Annotated in this window: 15 protein-coding genes, 1 rRNA gene and 2 pseudogenes; 3 read left to right on the top strand and 15 right to left on the bottom strand. The window is 38.5% G+C overall.

The annotated features are described in order from the left end of the window. Position 1: 1 nt before the first annotated feature. Genes soj through DQL14_RS03420 form a run of 5 tightly spaced genes read right to left on the bottom strand, consistent with a single transcriptional unit; the run spans position 2 to position 6,174 of the window. Positions 2-793, bottom strand: coding sequence for a chromosome partitioning ATPase Soj (soj, locus tag DQL14_RS03440; RefSeq protein ID WP_001890591.1), 792 nt, complete (start codon positions 791-793; stop codon positions 2-4). A gap of 5 nt (positions 794-798) precedes the next feature. After that, positions 799-1,437, bottom strand: coding sequence for a biotin--[acetyl-CoA-carboxylase] ligase (locus DQL14_RS03435; protein ID WP_108169830.1), 639 nt, complete (start codon positions 1,435-1,437; stop codon positions 799-801). Next, entirely contained in the window at positions 1,434-2,345 is a 912-nt protein-coding gene (gene fmt, locus DQL14_RS03430; protein WP_108169829.1) for a methionyl-tRNA formyltransferase, read from the bottom strand. The genes DQL14_RS03435 and fmt overlap by 4 nt, the downstream gene beginning before the upstream one ends. Position 2,346: 1 nt before the next feature. Next, positions 2,347-4,815 (bottom strand): AAA family ATPase, encoded by a 2,469-nt coding sequence (locus DQL14_RS03425; RefSeq protein ID WP_108169828.1) that lies wholly within the window; start codon positions 4,813-4,815, stop codon positions 2,347-2,349. Between the two features lie 60 nt (positions 4,816-4,875). Then, positions 4,876-6,174 carry a DUF2130 domain-containing protein gene (locus tag DQL14_RS03420; RefSeq protein WP_108169827.1) on the bottom strand — a complete coding sequence of 433 codons (1,299 nt, stop codon included), beginning with the start codon at positions 6,172-6,174 and terminating at the stop codon, positions 4,876-4,878. A 216-nt stretch (positions 6,175-6,390) separates the two neighbouring features. Here DQL14_RS03420 and DQL14_RS03415 point away from each other — a divergent pair. Further along, positions 6,391-6,855: pseudogene (locus DQL14_RS03415) on the top strand (hypothetical protein). A gap of 387 nt (positions 6,856-7,242) precedes the next feature. Here DQL14_RS03415 and DQL14_RS03405 read toward each other — a convergent pair. From DQL14_RS03405 to valS, 10 genes and pseudogenes are all read right to left on the bottom strand, one after another. Next, positions 7,243-8,746 (bottom strand): 16S ribosomal RNA (locus DQL14_RS03405). Positions 8,747-9,276: 530 nt separating this feature from the next. After that, on the bottom strand, positions 9,277-9,411 hold the full coding sequence (locus DQL14_RS08770; protein WP_269459360.1) for a hypothetical protein: 135 nt from the start codon (positions 9,409-9,411) through the stop codon (positions 9,277-9,279). A gap of 58 nt (positions 9,412-9,469) precedes the next feature. Then, positions 9,470-10,209 (bottom strand): annotated as a pseudogene (locus tag DQL14_RS08830) (NYN domain-containing protein). Positions 10,210-10,635: 426 nt separating this feature from the next. After that, positions 10,636-10,992: a 50S ribosomal protein L19 gene (gene rplS, locus DQL14_RS03390; RefSeq protein WP_000797699.1), complete on the bottom strand. Its 357-nt coding sequence runs from the start codon at positions 10,990-10,992 to the stop codon at positions 10,636-10,638. Positions 10,993-11,013: 21 nt separating this feature from the next. Continuing rightward, positions 11,014-11,703: a tRNA (guanosine(37)-N1)-methyltransferase TrmD gene (gene trmD / locus DQL14_RS03385; protein ID WP_108169823.1), complete on the bottom strand. Its 690-nt coding sequence runs from the start codon at positions 11,701-11,703 to the stop codon at positions 11,014-11,016. Then, the gene (gene rimM, locus DQL14_RS03380; protein WP_108169822.1) at positions 11,704-12,258 is read right to left on the bottom strand and encodes a ribosome maturation factor RimM; all 555 of its coding nucleotides are present in this window, start codon (positions 12,256-12,258) and stop codon (positions 11,704-11,706) included. Continuing rightward, complete coding sequence (locus tag DQL14_RS03375; protein WP_108169821.1) at positions 12,259-12,606, bottom strand: KH domain-containing protein; 348 nt, start codon at positions 12,604-12,606, stop codon at positions 12,259-12,261. It lies immediately after the preceding gene. Between the two features lie 16 nt (positions 12,607-12,622). Next, positions 12,623-12,853 (bottom strand): 30S ribosomal protein S16, encoded by a 231-nt coding sequence (gene rpsP, locus DQL14_RS03370; protein ID WP_000216125.1) that lies wholly within the window; start codon positions 12,851-12,853, stop codon positions 12,623-12,625. A 73-nt stretch (positions 12,854-12,926) separates the two neighbouring features. Further along, positions 12,927-14,273, bottom strand: coding sequence for a signal recognition particle protein (gene ffh, locus DQL14_RS03365; RefSeq protein ID WP_108169820.1), 1,347 nt, complete (start codon positions 14,271-14,273; stop codon positions 12,927-12,929). A 14-nt stretch (positions 14,274-14,287) separates the two neighbouring features. After that, positions 14,288-16,906, bottom strand: a complete 2,619-nt coding sequence (gene valS / locus DQL14_RS03360) for a valine--tRNA ligase (RefSeq protein WP_162296854.1) — start codon at positions 16,904-16,906, stop codon at positions 14,288-14,290. Between the two features lie 137 nt (positions 16,907-17,043). Between valS and fliW the strand changes: the two genes are divergently transcribed. Beyond that, positions 17,044-17,451 (top strand): flagellar assembly protein FliW, encoded by a 408-nt coding sequence (gene fliW, locus DQL14_RS03355; protein ID WP_108169818.1) that lies wholly within the window; start codon positions 17,044-17,046, stop codon positions 17,449-17,451. Between the two features lie 10 nt (positions 17,452-17,461). After that, positions 17,462-18,523, top strand: a complete 1,062-nt coding sequence (murG, locus tag DQL14_RS03350) for an undecaprenyldiphospho-muramoylpentapeptide beta-N-acetylglucosaminyltransferase (protein WP_108169817.1) — start codon at positions 17,462-17,464, stop codon at positions 18,521-18,523. Positions 18,524-18,585: the final 62 nt, after the last annotated feature.

The raw sequence follows: 18,585 nt of genomic DNA, 5'->3' as shown, positions 1-18,585 counted from the left end.
ACTACCCCTGAAGAATGCTTTGAGCTAATTTTTGATAAGCGATACTGCCATTAGATTTAATATCATAGAGCAAGATGGGCTTACCAAAACTGGGCGATTCCGCTAGTTTCACGCTTTTAGGGATCATAATATACTCTCCTGTAGCCGAATCTCTAAAAAATTCTGAGTCAAAATACTTGAACAATTCCGCTAAAACCCCTTTTGTCAAATTGAGTTGAGGGACATGCATTGTGGGTAAAAAACCTCTGATTTTGAGCTTAGGGTTCGTGCTTTTTTGCAACATTCTAATGGTGTTAAGCAATAATTTAGTGCCTTCAAGGGCAAAAAATTCGCATTGGATAGGAATGATCACCGAATGGGCTGCTGAAAGCGAATTGATCGTGAGAGGTCCTAGAGCTGGCGGGGAATCAATAATGATGTAATCATAAAGCCCTACCACGCTCTCTAAGGCGTTTTTAAGCATGAGTTCGCCTCGTTTGTTCTCATCTTGGCTATCATAAAAGGTTTTTTCAAACCCGGCTAAACCCAAATTAGAAGGCACTAGATCCAAAAAAGGCATTTGGGTTTTTAAGATCACTTGAGAAATTTGCTTACGGCCAATCAGCACATGATAAATATCGTAATCAATTTTATCGCGCCTAAAACCCAAGCTTGAAGTGGCGTTGGCTTGAGGGTCAAAATCAATCAACAAGATTTTTTTTTCATGCACCGCTAAAGAAGCCGATAAATTAACCGCTGTTGTTGTTTTGCCCACACCCCCTTTTTGATTAGCCACTGCAATGATTTCACTCATCATACTCACATCCTATCATAAATCTTACCTTTGATACAAATGCGGCCATCTTCTAACAATTCCGCATCTCTCAAACTCATCGCTTCGCCCCAATCATTATGGAAGCTAAAAGAGTTGTTTCTATGAAATTCTAACGCATACTTACTTAAAACTTCCCCCCAAAAAAGATTTTCTTCTATTTTTTTTAAAAAGCCCTCTATAATCCAATCATCGCTCGCGCCAATATCTAAACATGCCCACTTCTTTGAAACCCTATTCACGCCAATGCCGCACACCCGCATGTCTTTATAAACATTAACCAGCACGCCCCCTATTTTTTGATTCTCTAAATACAAATCGTTAGGCCATTTAAGCCAGGTTTGAGAGCCTAAATCTTTTAAAACTTCTTTGAATAAAAACCCTAAATACAAAGCGTTCGCTTGCATGGGCAAATCTTTAGGCAAATCGCTTGCGTTTAAAGCGAGCGAAAAAGTCAAAGCGCTTTTTGTACCCTCCCAAATATTCCCCCTACTGCCTATCCCAGCGCTTTGGTTTTTAGCCAAGACTAAAACAGGAGCTTTGAGTTCATTACTTTTAAGTTTTTCTAAAAGATAAATTTGCGTGGAAGGCAGGCTATCAAAAACCCTTTTTTCACATTTTCTCATGCCAAAATACCGCCCACTTTCAAACGCCTGCCATTCAAATAATCCTTCGCTTTCAAAGGCTTTTTACCCACCGCTTGCAACCTTGCTATACGCACGCTGCCTTTCAAACAGCCTACAAGAACGCCTCTTTCATCAATTGCTAAAATCTCGCCTTCCTTGTGGCTCTTTTCATTCTCCACCAACTCCACTTCTAAAAGTTTAAGGCTATTTTCTAAAAAGATTTCTGGCCAAGATTTAAACGCAAGCGATTTTAAAAACAAATTTTTAGCGTCTGTAAAACCCACTAAACCATCGGCTTTGGTGATTTTTTTACAAAAACTAGCCTGCATATGATCTTGAGGCTTTCTTGTGATGGAATGAAAATTTTTGAGCGTTGAAAGAAGTAAATCCGCTCCCATATGCGCTAATTTTAAACTTAAAGCGTCTAAATCCAAATAATCTTCTCTCAAAAAAGAAGCGCTTTCTAAAATATCCCCGCTATCCAATTCCAAATCCATAAGCATGGTGCTTATGCCATAAATCCTATCGTCATTGAGTATCATCTCATGAATGGGCGAAGCCCCCCTGTATTTGGGCAATAACGACGCATGCACATTGATGCAAGGAGCGATAGCTAAAACCTCTTTAGGCAAAATCTTACCATAAGCCACCACCACGATAAAATCAGGCTTTAGATCTTTTAAAATTTGAACTTCAGGCTCTTTCAAACTTTGCGGCTGGAAAATGGGGATATTTAAATGATTTTCTAAAATGTATGTTTTAGTCTCTGGGGCTTTCAATTCCTTTTTACGCCCAAAAGGTTTATCCATCTGCGTGAATAGCCCCACCACTTCTATATCCTTATTTTCAACCAACGCCCTTAAGATCACTTCAGCAAACCCCGGTGTTCCCATAAATACGATGCGCATGTTATTCCTTGTTTTTAGTTTTATTATCCACACTCCCCATATAAGATTGCGTTTGATAAGGATTTAAAATTTTCATAACATTAATAGCTATTTTTGCAAATTCTTGGACATTTTCAAGTGAAATTTTATAAGGGCTAAAAAAATCCATAGCACTTCCATGACTATCTACATGCAAGCCTTTTACGATCCTTAAAATTTTTTTTAAAAACATATCTTTATTTTCTATATTACAATTATTATCCTTATTAAAAGGTAGCTTTGAAAAATTCAATTCAACTTCCCTATTTGCTGTTTCTATCAAGTTTTTAATCTTGCCTTTATCAAAAACACCATCATGTTTTTCTGTAAGAAACGAGTCAATGAAATTAATCTTTAAAAAACTTTCCAATAAAATCCTTACTTTGTTCCCATAATTTATCGCCTCATTACAATTATCTTGCACTTTTTCTTTTTTCGCAAATTCATACACTTCTCTAAATAAAAGCAAGTAGAAAGTATCAAAATAGCCATTGAACTTATCTTTACAAACAATCTTTAACTGCCCTTGATGGCGTTCTAGTTGGAAATAGCGAGCATGTTTTTTGCCTACCATATTGATTAAGCGTGCCATAAAAGTATGATTATGAGTCAAAACAAATACTTGCGCCTTATCTTTTTCATTTGACAATTTTTCCCTTGCCAGCTCTTGATTGATCTTTGCCACCAAACAAGTTGTGTTATAAATCCTTTGTTCGTCTAAACTAGAGATGGGATCATCTATGACAACAACTAAATTTTTTAAATCCTCTTTTTTATAAAATAATTTTAAACGCGCTAAAAAATACGCAAATGCGAGCGTGGTTTTTTCACCATCGCTTAAAATCATCTTAGCCTCACTATTTTCTAAAGCATCAGAATTTAAAACAATTCTATAGTCTTTATTCAAAGAATATTTAGGCAAATTTAAAGCTTTAAGATAGTTGTTAATGATTTCAATATCAGGGCGTTTTTGATCGTATAGCTCTTTAAGTTTATTGTCAATTTTTTCTAAAAGGCACTTTAATCTCTTATGCCCACGATCTAAAACTAATAGTTTTCTCTCAGCCTCTTCTTTACTCTTTTGCCAATCGTAGCTATCATGTTTAGCCTTTTTAATCCTCGCTTCTTTCAGCTTGGTTTTTAATTTTTCTAATTTCTTTTTTTGCTCTTTCTTTTGGTTTAAAATCTCTCTAGCCTCACCAACACATTGTTGGATATTTTCCTGAATTTCCAACAATTCTTTATCTATCTTTTGAAATTTTTTCTCATTTTTAGCTCCCTCTTTTTTATCCACTTCTTTTTGAAGTTCTTCTAATAAAGCTTTTATTTGCTCTAACGCTTTTTCTAAACTTTCCTTATTTTTTGAAAAGTCCTTCTTCATGAAAGGTTCAAATCTTTCAAATGATTGCAATATTTCCTTTATATTCCATTGCTCTAAAATCTTTTTTAAAGTCCCACTAACCTCTAAAGAATCTTGATTGAATTGTTCAATACGCTTGTTAAAGTAACTTGTATAAGCTTGAATAATATTATTGGTTATTTCTTGAGTGCAAAAAGGGCATGCATTATCAAGCATCTCTTTTTGTAGTTCTATTCCTTTCTCAATAAATTCTCTTCCAACCTTGCTAATATGCTCTTTAATTTTCTCTGAAACCTGCCCCGCCTCCTTATCTATATCAAAGGAAAATAAAGATTCTAACTTATCTTTTATTGTTTGATAATCTTTAGGCAATTCCATTTCTTTTAAATCATCAAATTTCTTCATGGCTTCATTCAATTCATCAAAATCTTTTTTCAGATTCGTTAATGCATCTTCTTGAACTTTAAATTTATCCTTTGACACTTCACAGATATTATTTATTTTAATCTCGTCTAGTGTTATTGGAATAGTCTTTGAAGTCACTTCTTTTCGTATTTTTTCTATTTCTTCATTATATTTTTTAATTGCACTTTCTTGTTTAGCACTCAAAGTTTCAGCGCTGTTCTCATATTCAATTTTCTTTTGTCTTTTTTCTACTTTCTCCTTAAAATCTTTTAATTGGTTGATCTCTTTGGTTTCTTCGCCTAAAACCGAGCCTTCTAAAATGATAGTGCCATCATCTAGCTTTTTAAGCCCAAACTCGCTATTGAAAGGTGCGTTATCGTGCAAAAAATCGCTATTATAGATTTCAACCTTAAAAGATGGCTCTTTAATATTGCTATTTGGCTCTATTGTATAGCTTCCATCTTTGCATTCAAATTCAATGCTTGGGGATTCAGCAGTAGAAATGGTGCGATACTTTTCAATGTGCTTATTTTTTGGAATCAGTAGCTCAAAAGCCCTTGTCAAGCTTGTTTTTCCGCACCCATTATTTCCAAAAATGACATTATAGTGCTTAAACTCACCCATTTCAATCGTGTCTAAACCACAAAACGCCTTAAAAGATTTTATCTTTTTGATATTAATCGCCATGTTTTTTCTCGCTTTTTCCTTTAATTTTTCTTATGCAACTCAATTGGATACAAAATTATATCACTCTAAATCTTCCCCATCATACCCAAGCTCCAACGCTTTCACTTGCCCTATCGCATTACCCACAATGCCCTTGATAGAGCCATACATGTTAATCGTGCCCTCAAACACTTTTTCCATTTGTTTTTCCCTGCTTTTCCAAATCCTATTCATCGCGCGTTTTTCGCTTTCTAATTCCGCTCTCAATTGCTCAAACCCCTCTATAATCGCATTCACTTGCATAGAAAATTCAGAGCTTGTCAAATAATGATAGAGCAGATTCACTTTATCGCCCTTATTTTCCTGACTTTTTTTAGCCAAACCCACTTGAATAACCCCCTCTCTTAATACCGCACTCAACCCCTTAAACTCTTCAAACGAACACACCCACACCCCTTCAAATAACCCCATCCTCTCCATCTCTTTAGGCAACGCCTCACTCACAATGACCCCCACATCAGCCCCAATCTCTCGCATGTCGCTTTTAAGCTTTTCCACCCAAGCTTTTTGAAATTCTTTGGTGCGTTTGCTCTCATAATAAATTTTCCCGCAATTTTGAAATTCCCTAGTATGCACCACTTGAATGCAATCGCCCCCTCTTTGCCCTTTTTTGATTTCTCCAATGCAATCTAAGGGGAATTTTTGCTTCAAAAACTCTTCAATCGCCAATTCTTGCACCTCGCCTTGGAGTTGCTGCGAACTTAATTCAGCCTTTCTTTGAGCGTTTTTCAACTCGTTTCTTAACATTTCTAACTGCTCTTCTTGCTGCTTGAATTTCAATTCATTTTTTTCATGCAAGGCTTTCTCTATTTTTTCCCTTTCCGTTTCCAATTTTTCATTCAATTTTTTTTCATTTTCCGCTTTCAATCGGCTCTCTGCTTCATTATTTTCTCTTTTTAGCCTTTCAATTTCCGCTTCTTTTTGGTGCAATTCTTGGACCTGTTTGGACTTCTCATCTAATTCTTTTTGCAACAATTCCAAACCCTTTTGCTGCTCTAAAAAAGCGTTTTTTCTGGCTTCTTCAATGATTTTAGCCCTTTCGTCTTGCAAGGCTAAGGCACTCGCTTGTTTGACTGCATCATCAAATTGAGCCTTTTGTTCCCTCTCTCGCTCTTTTAGGGCCTCTTCTTTTTGCTCTAAAGCTTTGAAATGGCTCTGATACTGCGCTCTTTTCTCATTCACCTCTTTTTCAAACGCTTTTTGTTGGGCTAAAAACCGGCTTTGATTTTCTTGCTCAATCTGTTTGTATAGCGCTTCATTCACATCAATTGGCTCTTGACACTTGGGGCATATAAAAGGGCGGGTTTGATTTTCTTGCATGATTTTCCTTTAAGATTTGATTTTTTATATTTTATAATAGAATGAGATCAATTTAACTTAAGTAGGTTTTATCCAATAAGTTCAGTAAAATAGGGCTTTTATGAAAACAAGGACTTTTTCTTAGCATTCTCACAAACAACAAAAAATAAACAAGGCAAAAAATACCCTTCGCATAAAAACTACATTATAAATAAAAAAAATGAAGAAATTGAGATAATGATCGATCAGTTGCAAGTTGTCCCAAAAGCACAAGTTTTAGAGAACCATACGATGGGAAGAAGTCTTGCATCAGCATTACAAAAGGCGTCTATCCCTAAATCCGCATCAGCGCATAGAGTGCCGCTCATCAATCATTTTTTAGAACAAGTTATTTTACAAAGCCCATCTGATGAAAACAAAAATATAAAAACAATTGCTTTTAGAGGTGTTATCAAACTCAACCCACACAATAGAAATCCCTTATTAAAACCCTACAACGCATTTATTGCGCTTTCTTGTGCTCAATTCCATTATTCGGGCATGCGCCTAGTTGCCCCTATGAAAACGATTCTATTATTTTTGAATTATTGCATTAATTTTCAGGCACGCAATTTTGAACGCCAACAACTTGTTCAATTAGATCCGAAAGAAATTAAAACCCAAATCCTTGAGCGTTTAAAACTACAAAAAACAAAACATTAAAATCAAGTAAGCAAAATCATTAAGCAAAACATTAAACACAAAAAATAAGAAGTAAAAACTCAAACATAAGAATGAAAAAATAAGATTTAAAAATCCAACAAAGACAAAAACGCTAACAACATTAAACACAAGAAAAACAAGGCGAAACAACAAAAGCCATAAGCAGTAAAAATCCAAATCAAGCGATGAAAATCAGTCAAATTAAGTCAAATCAAAGCCAAACAAACAAGAATTAAGCAAAATCAAAAACCGATAAAAATCAAACAAAAATCAAGAAGTAAAAAAGAAAGAATAAGCCCAATCTTTCAAAACTAAGCAACAAGAAGTTCTTTTGTTAGGTAATACTCTTTGGCTTTTAACAAGCGAATGTTAAAAGCTTTTCTCTAGAAAGGAGGTGATCCAACCGCAGGTTCACCTACGGTTACCTTGTTACGACTTCACCCCAGTCGCTGTGTGTGCCGTGGGCAGTAGCCAATTTAGCATCCTGACTTAAGGCAAACACAACTCCCATGGTGTGACGGGCGGTGAGTACAAGACCCGGGAACGTATTCACCGCAACATGGCTGATTTGCGATTACTAGCGATTCCAGCTTCATGCAGGCGAGTTGCAGCCTACAATCCGAACTGAGAGGTGTTTTGAAGATTGGCTCCACTTCACAGTATTGCTTCTCTTTGTGCACCCCATTGTAGCACGTGTGTAGCCCTAGGCGTAAGGGCCATGATGACTTGACGTCGTCCCCACCTTCCTCCTCCTTACGGAGGCAGTATCCTTAGAGTTCTCAGCATAACCTGTTAGCAACTAAGAAAGGGGGTTGCGCTCGTTGCGGGACTTAACCCAACATCTCACGACACGAGCTGACGACAGCCGTGCAGCACCTGTTTTCAAGGTCTAGCAAGCTAGACACTCCACTATTTCTAGCGGATTCTCTCAATGTCAAGCCTAGGTAAGGTTCTTCGTGTATCTTCGAATTAAACCACATGCTCCACCGCTTGTGCGGGTCCCCGTCTATTCCTTTGAGTTTTAATCTTGCGACCGTACTCCCCAGGCGGGATGCTTAATGCGTTAGCTGCATTACTGGAGAGACTAAGCCCTCCAACAACTAGCATCCATCGTTTAGGGCGTGGACTACCAGGGTATCTAATCCTGTTTGCTCCCCACGCTTTCGCGCAATCAGCGTCAGTAATGTTCCAGCAGGTCGCCTTCGCAATGAGTATTCCTCTTGATCTCTACGGATTTTACCCCTACACCAAGAATTCCACCTACCTCTCCCACACTCTAGAATAGTAGTTTCAAATGCAGTTCTATGGTTAAGCCATAGGATTTCACACCTGACTGACTATCCCGCCTACGCGCTCTTTACGCCCAGTGATTCCGAGTAACGCTTGCACCCTCCGTATTACCGCGGCTGCTGGCACGGAGTTAGCCGGTGCTTATTCGTTAGATACCGTCATTATCTTCTCTAACAAAAGGAGTTTACAATCCTAAAACCTTCATCCTCCACGCGGCGTTGCTGCTTCAGGGTTTCCCCCATTGAGCAATATTCCCTACTGCTGCCTCCCGTAGGAGTCTGGACCGTGTCTCAGTTCCAGTGTGTCCGTTCACCCTCTCAGGCCGGATACCCGTCATAGCCTTGGTAAGCCATTACCTTACCAACAAGCTGATAGGACATAGGCTGATCTCTTAGCGATAAATCTTTCCCCCGTAGGGAGTATCTGGTATTAATCATCGTTTCCAATGGCTATCCCAAACTAAGAGGCACATGACCTATGCGTTACTCACCCGTGCGCCACTAATCAGCACTCTAGCAAGCTAGAAGCTTCATCGTTCGACTTGCATGTATTAGGCACGCCGCCAGCGTTCACTCTGAGCCAGGATCAAACTCTCCATAAAAGCGTTTGTCCTAAAGCTCTTTTTGTTTTTTGATAGGCTGTTGTTATTCCTAACAACAGCTTTAGCGTATCACAAGAACTCGTTTTATTTGATGATTGAATAAAACGGGTTGTGTTCTTAAGTATTACAACAACAAAACAGAAAGAAACTTTTTAAAAAGGTTTGGCTAAACGCTAACCTGAATAAAATACTCTCATGCCATTCAGTCATCAATCATAATGATATAATCATCATAATCAATGAAATCAATTGGCAGATTGGATAAGAATTCCTTATCCAAGAATGGGAGTTATAAAAACCCCCACTCCACTTGATAAGTCATTGCTTATTGTTTTAGAATATCCCTTTAAAAAGAACTTCTATCAATTTGCTTAGTTTTCAAAGATCGTTTGCTTTTAATCAGCTATCCTTGTAAGGTATCAAGCGACTTTTTAAAAGCCCTTGCTGAAACAAGGAAATGAAAGTATAGTCATAGAAAGCTTAAGGTTTGCTTAAACTATAAAAAATTTTTGACAAAGTAAGTTAAAATTTTAAAACGATCGGATTTTGAAAAATCCAACCACCGCCAAAAACACGCACGCATTCCCCATAAATACGCTGTTAAGCGCTAATTCGCTCCCATTTTCAAAAATCACTCCATAATAAAGAGCAAAAAGTGAAATCATGGATTAGAAAAATCCGCTTAAACTATCTTGACCCTTCCCCTTGGTGTGGGGAAGCGCGTTACTTCTTATTTTTAGATAATTGGTCTTTAAATGGGTTGTTAAAAGGATCTTTGGGGGGAAAGTTCTTTTTCTTGAGGGAGTGCTGACTTTTAGGCAACTTGGCTACAATTTCAGCGACACTGCGCTCTCTCACATCGCAAGACTTCTTCAAGTCTGAAGGGACAGAAATGGGGCTTTCTTTAAATTTTGGCGATGAAGACTTCAAAGCCTTTCTCCCAAGCGGCTTCTAACACAGGCACAAAATCGGTATCCTTGCTGAACAGCAAAATACACCCTCCTTGTTTGGTGCAATATAGCTTGGTAATATCGTGTGCCAACAGCACATCAATTTGTTTTTGACGCAAGTCTAATCGCTCTTGGTTGGTTCTAATTTCCATGCCAAAGTGTCTTTCTTACTTCGGATATGTTCTCGAACTTGTATTTTACCCGACCGACTCGTAATGTCACTTGATTTTGTTGGGCGATATTGTGGTTGAATTTTTGGATATTCTCTGATGTCTTTACCTTTTTCTCATAATGTTCAGGATAGTCCTTTTTGAGTTTTTCAAGGTCTTCTTTGCCCTTGCCGGTGATCCTTGGCTCGGCTTCTGTGAAAGGCTCAGACGCATAAAAGTAGATCCGCTTCAATTCCTCTTCAGGCTCCAAAAACGAACGGATTAACGCTAAGAGTTGATCGGGATTGTTGAAATTAAAATTAGGCTCTTTTAAACGCTCATCCGTTTCTTGGATTGCTTTCAAATCGGCGAGGAGATTTTCTCAATCCACAAAAATCGTGGTTTCAGTTTTTCCCATGTTTTCTCCCAAAATATGAATTTTGCCATAAGGGTTGAGTATAGCATGGGGATCTAAACATGCCTTGTTTTTTAAAGAAAATAAAGGTTCTGTTCTCATCCAATACAGACACTCAAAGCCTTTTTAAATTTGACAACCAACGCCCCATTAGAGCCAAAAATTCAGTTTAACAGATAGCAAGTAGAGAAAAAAATTATTGAAATTTTGCCTTGAAAAAAACGAACGCTAACGCAAAGTTTTAAAAAAGTTGGTAACAAAAGCTAAAAAGAAAAACTATTCCTAAAAAAAACAAGGGTTAAAAACTCATTCTAACCCTTAAAAACCAGAAATGTCTTCCTAATCGGTCTTTTTAAAAAAGAATCTTAACAGAAATTAATGGCGGACCTCTTTAATCCTTGCTGCCTTACCTCTCCTATCGCGCAAGTAGTAGAGCTTCGCGCGACGCACCCTACCCACACGCAACACCTCAACGCTCGCCAAACTTTCGCTATAAAAAGGGAAAATTTTCTCCACGCCGATATTGTTAGCCCCTATTTTACGCACGCAAAAAGTCTTATCCACGCCATTGCCTCTAATCGCAATGCACACGCCTTCAAAATACTGAGTTCGCGTTTTTTCGCCTTCTTTAATGGTAATACCCAATCTCAAAGTATCGCCGGCTTTAAATGCTGGCATGGTCTTGTCTTTTAATTGAGCGTCTTCAAACTGCTGAATGTAGCGGTTTTTCATGTGTTTTCCTTAATGTCAATTTCATGATTTGTGCTGTTTGAATAAATCAAGGCGGTAAAATTTCGTCCTTAATTTTGACAAATCAAGTTTTAGTTGCTTTATTCTAGCATGATTTCCTTTAGAATATTCTAAAGGTGCAGGGATTTTATTGATTTCTTTGGATTTAAAAACAGCGTTAGCGAAATTAGGGGCTTCCAAATAATGGTTTTCAAAGCTCTCATTTTCTAAAGATTGAGCGTTACCCAAAACCCCTTGAATGTGGCGAGCGATACTATCTATCAAGCACAACGCCCCAAGCTCGCCCCCTGTTAAAATAAAATCGCCTATACAAAAAACCTCATCAGCGTCAAGTTCAATAGAGCGTTCATCAAAGCCCTCATAACGCCCGCACACCAAAACGACATGCTTTTTTTGAGCCAAACGCATCGCGTCTATTTGCTTGAAAGGCTTGCCCACTGCGCTTAAAAAAATCGTGTGTTTAGGGTTTTTAACAGAATGGAGCGCGTTTTCTATCATTTCAGAGTCTAAAATTTGCCCTGCACCCCCACCAATGAGCGCGTGATCCGCTTTTTGATATTTATTAGCGCTAAAATCCCTAAGGTTTAACACTTCTAATTCAAAAAGATTTTTTTCTAACGCTCTTTTTAAAATAGAATCTTCAAAATAAGGCCATACGAGTTGCGGGAAAAGGGTCAAAACGCTGAATTTCACTCAACTATTCTCTAAAAGCGTTTTAGCGTTATGGGTGGTTATTTTTTTGTCTTGCAAAAGGATTTCTTTGACATAAAAATCCCTATAAGGGATTAAAAAAATCTTAGCCAAACCTTTTTCAACCAAACTTCTCGTGGTTTCAACCAGAAAATAATCTGTTTGAGAAATCCTTTGGATTTCTATGACTTTTCCTAGAATCTCGTTTTCTTCCACCACGCTAAGCCCTACTAAATCGCAATAAAAAAACTCCCCCTCTTTTAAAACACAGAGTTTTTTGCTCTCTGCTTCGCTCATAAAAAGCCCTAAATTAGTCAGCTCTTTAGCCTTTTCAGGCGTTTGGATCGTTTCTAAAAACAACAGGTTTTTGGCATGTTCATAAGAATGGATTATATATTCTTTAAAAGAAGAAGCAAAAGAGAAAGCGTTCAAGGGAGCGGCACTCACCTTAACGCCTTTTTTTAAACACTCCGGAAAATCGCTCTCTAAATGAAGCTTTAACCCCCCATTAAGCCCCACGCTTTTACCAATTCTACCCACTAAAAGCATAGAAACCATTCAAGGCGTCTGATCGCCTAAAACATGGGGACTTTTATCGCCGTTTTTACTAGCAAAAACAACGATTTTATAAGAAAACCCGTCTTTGGCTTTCACACCAGAAACAAACGCCTTAATCGCGCTCACCATTTTGCCCTCTTTACCGATCACATGCCCCATGTCTGATGGGTGGGTATAAATAGTGATTTGTTTGACTTTATCTTCTAAAAGCGTGTGCTCTACGCTCAAAGCTTGCGGAAAAGACACAACCTTTTTTAAATATTTTTCTAAAAAAGTTGCCACGCAATACGAACGGTCCTTACACTCAGCTTGAGAAAAAGGCGTGTTCAAAGGATCTAATTCGCACATTTAACCTCACAAAACCTTAGGCTTTTTGAGAAAGTTTTTCTACCCTCTCGCTCATTTTAGCCCCCACGCCTTTCCAGTAATTCAAGCGCTCCTTATCAATTTTAATATCTTTAGGCTCGCTTAAAGGGTTGTAATACCCAATGGATTCAATCCAACCTCCATCCCTTCTTTTCCTAGAATCGGTTACCACCACTCTGTAAAAAGGCTTTTTCTTTCTCCCAATGCGCGTGAGTCTAATGACTGTCATTACAAAAATCTCCTAAAATATTCGTATTAAATTTGGGATTATACAACAAAAGCGCCTAAAACATGCTTAAAAGTTAGCGCATTTTAGGGGGTGTTTGATTTTTAGCCTGACTCATTAGATTCATCAAATCGCTAATGCCCTTTTTATTCGTTAAGCGTTTCGCCATTTTGCTCGCTTGATCAAAGCGTTTGATGATGCGGTTGATTTCAGACACTTCTAAGCCACTCCCTAAAGCGATCCTTTTTCTTCGGCTGCCGTTTAAAATCTCGGGGTTTTCTTGCTCTTTTTTGGTCATGGAATTGACCATGGCCTTGATTTTTTTCACTTCTAAAGAGCTTTCTAAATCCGTGTCTTTTAGCGCGTTTGCCATATTCCCTAAACCTGGAATCATAGAGATTAGAGAACTCATAGAGCCTAATTTTTTCACTTTTTCAATCTGGTTTAAAAAATCATTGAAAGTGAATTGCCCTTTTTTGAGTTTTTTGCTCAAATCTTTGGCTTCATTAGGGTTTAAAACGCTAGCGGTTTTTTCAGCGAGCGAGACAATATCTCCAGCCCCCATCAAACGCCCCACGATTCTTTCAGGCACAAACACATCTAAATCAGGGATTTTTTCCCCGCTCCCAATAAAACGCAAGGGTAAGCCTAATTGGTAAGCGATGCCTAAGGCGATACCCCCTTTAGAATCGCTATCAAATTTGCTTAACACCACCCCACTCACGCCTATTTCTTCATTAAAGGTGTTCGCGCTTTTGACCCCATCTTGCCCGCTCAAGGCGTCTGCAACATACAGCACTTCATGGGGGTTTAAGACTTCTTTGACTTCTTTTAATTCTTGCATAAGCTCTTTATCGATGGCTAAACGCCCCGCGCTATCCACGAGCAAAACATCAAATTGCGCTTCTTTAGCCCTTTTTAAAGCGTTGCTAGCGATTTCTTTCACGCTTTTATTTTCTTCATAAAAAACTTCCACGCCCACCTGTTCGCCCAAAACCTTTAATTGCTCCACTGCCGCTAGGCGTTGCAAATCGCATGCGCATAAAAGCACTTTTTTATTTTTGGTTTTTAAATAATGAGCGAGTTTAGCGGTTGTGGTTGTCTTACCGCTCCCTTGCAAACCGGCCATTAAAACCACGGTGGGGGGCGTTTGAGCGAAAGTAAAACCACTGCTCCCTTTAGCGTTTAAAATTTCTAACAAACTCTTTTCTAAAGCGTCTAAAAATTGCTGCTTACCAATGCCACTAAGTTTAGTCTGGCTTTCCACTTTTTTGAGCAATTCTCTAGCCACTTTATGATGCACATCGTTTTTTAAAAGCGTTTTTTTCAATTCATCTAACGCTCTGTCTAGCGCTTTTTCATCATCTTGAAAGCGGATTTTATTGAGCGCGTTTTTAAACCCATCGCTTAACGCTTGAAACATTTTCTATCCTTTTATTATGGTTGTTCTAACAAGTCCAATTCTTGTTTAATTTTACTTTCTTTTTCTAAAAGCGTTTTTAAACTCTCTTTGGCTTTTTCTAGCACGCTTTTAGGCGCGTTTTTGACAAAATTTTCATTGTGCAAATTGAGTTTTAATTTTTCTTTTTCCAATTTTTCCAACTGCTTTTTCAAACGCACAACAAGCGGGCTTAAATCAAGATTTTCTAAATTTGCATAAGTCTGGCAAAATTCCCCCACATCGCTCACGCTCTTTAAAGGCTTAGAACTAATCACGCTGACTTTTTCTAACCTCGCTAATTTTTGGGCGTAAGTTTGCAAACGCTCTGTGTTTTCTATGGCTTCCCTTAATCCCACGCTCGCTTCTTTTAAAACAATCGGTGGGGTTTCTAGCATGATTTTTAAACGCCTTAAAGACACAATGCAATCTTTAATCACTTCAAATTCATGCTCTAATTTTTCATCTTGTGCTAAATCTTTAGGGTAAGGCATGACCATGATAGAATGAGTGTTTTCTAGTTCCGTGTTACTGAGCTTGTGGTATAAAGACTCGCTGATAAAGGGCATGAAAGGGTGCAGGAGTTTTAAGGCCTCTTTTAACACGCTCCCTAACTCGTCTATCGCTTCATTTTCCACTTTAGAAAATTCAATGAACCAATCGCAAAATTCCCCCCACAAAAAGCGGTATAACAAAGTCGTGGCGTCATTAAAACGATAATTGTCTAAAGCGTTACGAACCTCTTTAGTAACAAGATTCAAGTGCGATTTCGCATAACGCCCCAAAGCCGTTTGGTATTCGTTCAAACGCTCCCTGTCTTTGAAAGCTTCTTGTTTGAGTTTCAAGTAACTCACCGCATTGAAAATCTTGTTGGCGAAATTCTTGTTATTTTCTAAATGCGTAGTAGAAAGCTTGATGTCTCTGCCCGTAGCGCACAAATTGGCTAAAGTGAAACGCAAGCTATCCGCGCCGTATTTTTCTATCATCTCTAAAGGATCGATCACATTACCTTTAGATTTGCTCATTTTTTCGCCCTTTTCATCTCTCACTAAGGCGTGCAAGTAAATGTCTTTAAAAGGCAATTCGCCTAAAAGCGATTCGCTGCAAAAGAGCATCCTAGCCACCCAAAAAAAGAGGATGTCAAACCCGGTAATGAGCGTGGTGTTAGGGTAGAAATCTTTCAAATCGTTTTCATTAAACAAACCGCTTTTTTCTTGCCCCCACCCCAGAGTAGAGAACGCCCATAGCCCTGAACTAAACCATGTGTCTAGCACATCTTTATCTTGCTCTAATTTTTCGCTCTTGCAAGTAGGGCAATTTAAGGGAGCATCTAGGCTTACGAACTGGTGGTTATTCTCGCAAGTGAATACCGGTATTTGATGCCCCCAAAACAATTGCCTGCTGATACACCAAGGGCGTAATTCCCTCATCCAAGCGTTATAATTATTGATCCAATTAGAAGGGTAGAATCGCGCCAAACCTTGTTGGATTTTTTCAATAGAACTTTGAGCGATTTCAGGCTTGACAAACCATTGCTTAGACACATAAGGCTCTACCACATTATGACAACGATAACAATGCCCCACTTGATGCACATGCTCTTCTATCTTTTCCAATAAGGCGTTTTCTTTTAATTTTTCTACGACCTTATCTCTGGCTTCTAATCGCTCCAAGTTCTCAAATTCCCCGCAATGCGCGTTTAAAATCCCCTTTTCATCAAAGATTTTAATCGCCTCCAAATGGTGGCGTTTGCCCACTTCATAATCGTTAAAATCATGCCCAGGGGTAACCTTCACACACCCTGTGCCAAACTCCATTTCTACATGCGCATCAGCGATAATAGGGATTGCGCGATGGATTAAAGGCAGGATCACTTTTTGCCCCACTAAATGCCTGTATCTCTCATCGTTAGGATTGACCATAAGCGCACTATCGCCAAACAAAGTTTCAGGGCGTGTGGTGGCCACCACTAAATAATCTTTTTGATTTTCTAAATAATATCTAATATAATACAACGCCCCCTTACGCTCTTCATACTCCACTTCAATATCGCTCAACGCCCCGTCTTTAGTGCACCAATTCACCATGTAATTATCTTGAATAATGAGACCTTTTTCATACCATTTCAAAAACGCCAATTTAACCGCTCTTTGCAAGCCCTTATCCATCGTGAAACGAGTCCTAGAAAAAGCCGCGCTCACGCCTAAACGCTTCATTTGCTCTAAAATCGCTCCTCCGCTCTTTTCTTTCCATTCCCACACTTTTTGAACGAACTCTTCACGCCCTAAATCTTCTTTTTTAATCCCTTGACTTAAAAGCTGCTTTTCCACGACATTTTGCGTCGCAATGCCAGCGTGATCCAACCCAGGCTGATACAAAGTCTTATACCCGTCCATGCGCTTATAACGCGCTAAAATATCTTGCAAGCTTAAAGTTAGGGCATGCCCTATGTGTAAGATACCGGTCACATTAGGAGGGGGCATCATCAAGCAAAATCGTTTGTTTTTTTCTTGAATTTTTTCATTGCCATTGATTTCAAAATACCCCCTATGAGAGCAAATTTCATAAATCTTTTTTTCTATCTCTTCTGGTTGGTAGGTGGTGGGTTCTTGTTTCATTATTATTATTATCCTAAAATAGAGCGTTCCTTAAAAAATGGTTGGATTTTGGAACGCCTTTTGCTTTTACGCTTTTAATTGTTGCGTATTTTTTCAGAATTATACAACAAAGCATTTAAATTAAAAAGGATAGTCCAGTGAATTACTTTTTAAAAGCCCCTATTTTAGGATTTGAGCATATTAGTGAAGTGCGTTTGGAAAAAATTGATTCCTTATTCAGCCGATTAATTGGTCAAACCAATTCCCCCATGGCGTTGGATATGGTTTTAGTGAATCCTTATTGTTTGAGGGAATACAGCTTTGTGATACCCAAATACATAGAATTACTGCTAGAATTAGATTCTCATTCCAAAGTAGAGGTGTATTGCGTGGTCGTGTTGCAAAAAAATTTAGAAGATTCTATGGTTAATTTCTTAGCCCCTTTAGTGTTTAATTCCAAAAATGGCTTTGGCGCTCAAGTGGCGCTTTCTATGATGGATTATCCGGATTTTGGCTTTAGAGACCCTTTAAAAAGCTTTGTGATTCAAGAAAGAGAACGAGCGTAAGGTTTTTAGCATGAAATTCGCTCTTACAGGGGGAGGCACAGGGGGGCATCTCTCTATCGCTAAAGCCTTAGCCATAGAATTAGAAAAGCAAGGCGTAGAGGCCATTTATCTAGGCTCCACTTATGGGCAGGATAAAGAATGGTTTGAAAATAGCCCCCTATTTAGCGAACGCTATTTTTTCAACACGCAAGGCGTGGTCAATAAGAGCTTTTTTAAAAAAATAAATTCTTTATTCTTGCAAGCTAAAGCCGCATTTAAGGCTAAAGAAATCTTAAAAAAACACCAGATCACGCACACCATTAGCGTGGGAGGGTTTAGCGCAGGGCCGGCGAGTTTTGCAAGCTTGCTCAATAAAATACCCCTTTATATCCATGAGCAAAATGCGATTAAAGGCTCTCTTAATCGCTATCTTTCCCCCAAAACTAAAGCGGTGTTTTCAAGCTATGCCTTTAAAGATAAAGGAAATCATGTTTTAACCTCCTATCCTGTGCAAAACGCTTTTTTTGATTTTGCTAGGACTCGCACTGAAATCAAGCACATTTTATTTTTAGGCGGTTCGCAAGGGGCAAAAGCGATCAATGAATTCGCTTTATTAAACGCTCCTAAACTCACCAAACAAGGGATTAAGATCACGCACATTTGCGGCCCCAATTCTTATGAACAAGTGCGTTTTTTTTACCAGGAATTGGGGCTGTTGGACAAGGTAGAATTGTTCGCTTTCCACAACAACATCATAGAAGTCATGCATAGAGCGGATTTGTGTGTGAGCAGAGCCGGAGCGAGTAGCGTGTGGGAATTGTGTGCCAATGGCTTACCCACGATTTTTATCCCCTACCCTTTTGCGAGCAATAACCACCAGTATTACAATGTCTTAGAATTTGAAAAAGAAAACCTATGCTATGTTGCGCCTCAAAATGAATTATTGCCTAAAAAACTCTTTGAAGTCATTAGAAAGCTCAACCAAAAAGACGATCAAGGCAACAAAAACCTAACCACCATCAGCACCAAATTGCAGCAAAAAATCGCTAAAGACGGCGCAAAAACCATTATTGAAACGATTTTGAGCACCTAAAATAGCCCATTTTAATCAACAATTAAGCGACTAACCATTAAACTTAAGCGATAAATAAGATA

It is taken from the genome of Helicobacter pylori NCTC 11637 = CCUG 17874 = ATCC 43504 = JCM 12093, from assembly GCF_900478295.1.
GTDB lineage: Bacteria > Campylobacterota > Campylobacteria > Campylobacterales > Helicobacteraceae > Helicobacter > Helicobacter pylori.
This window is presented reverse-complemented; position numbering and strand designations above follow the sequence as displayed.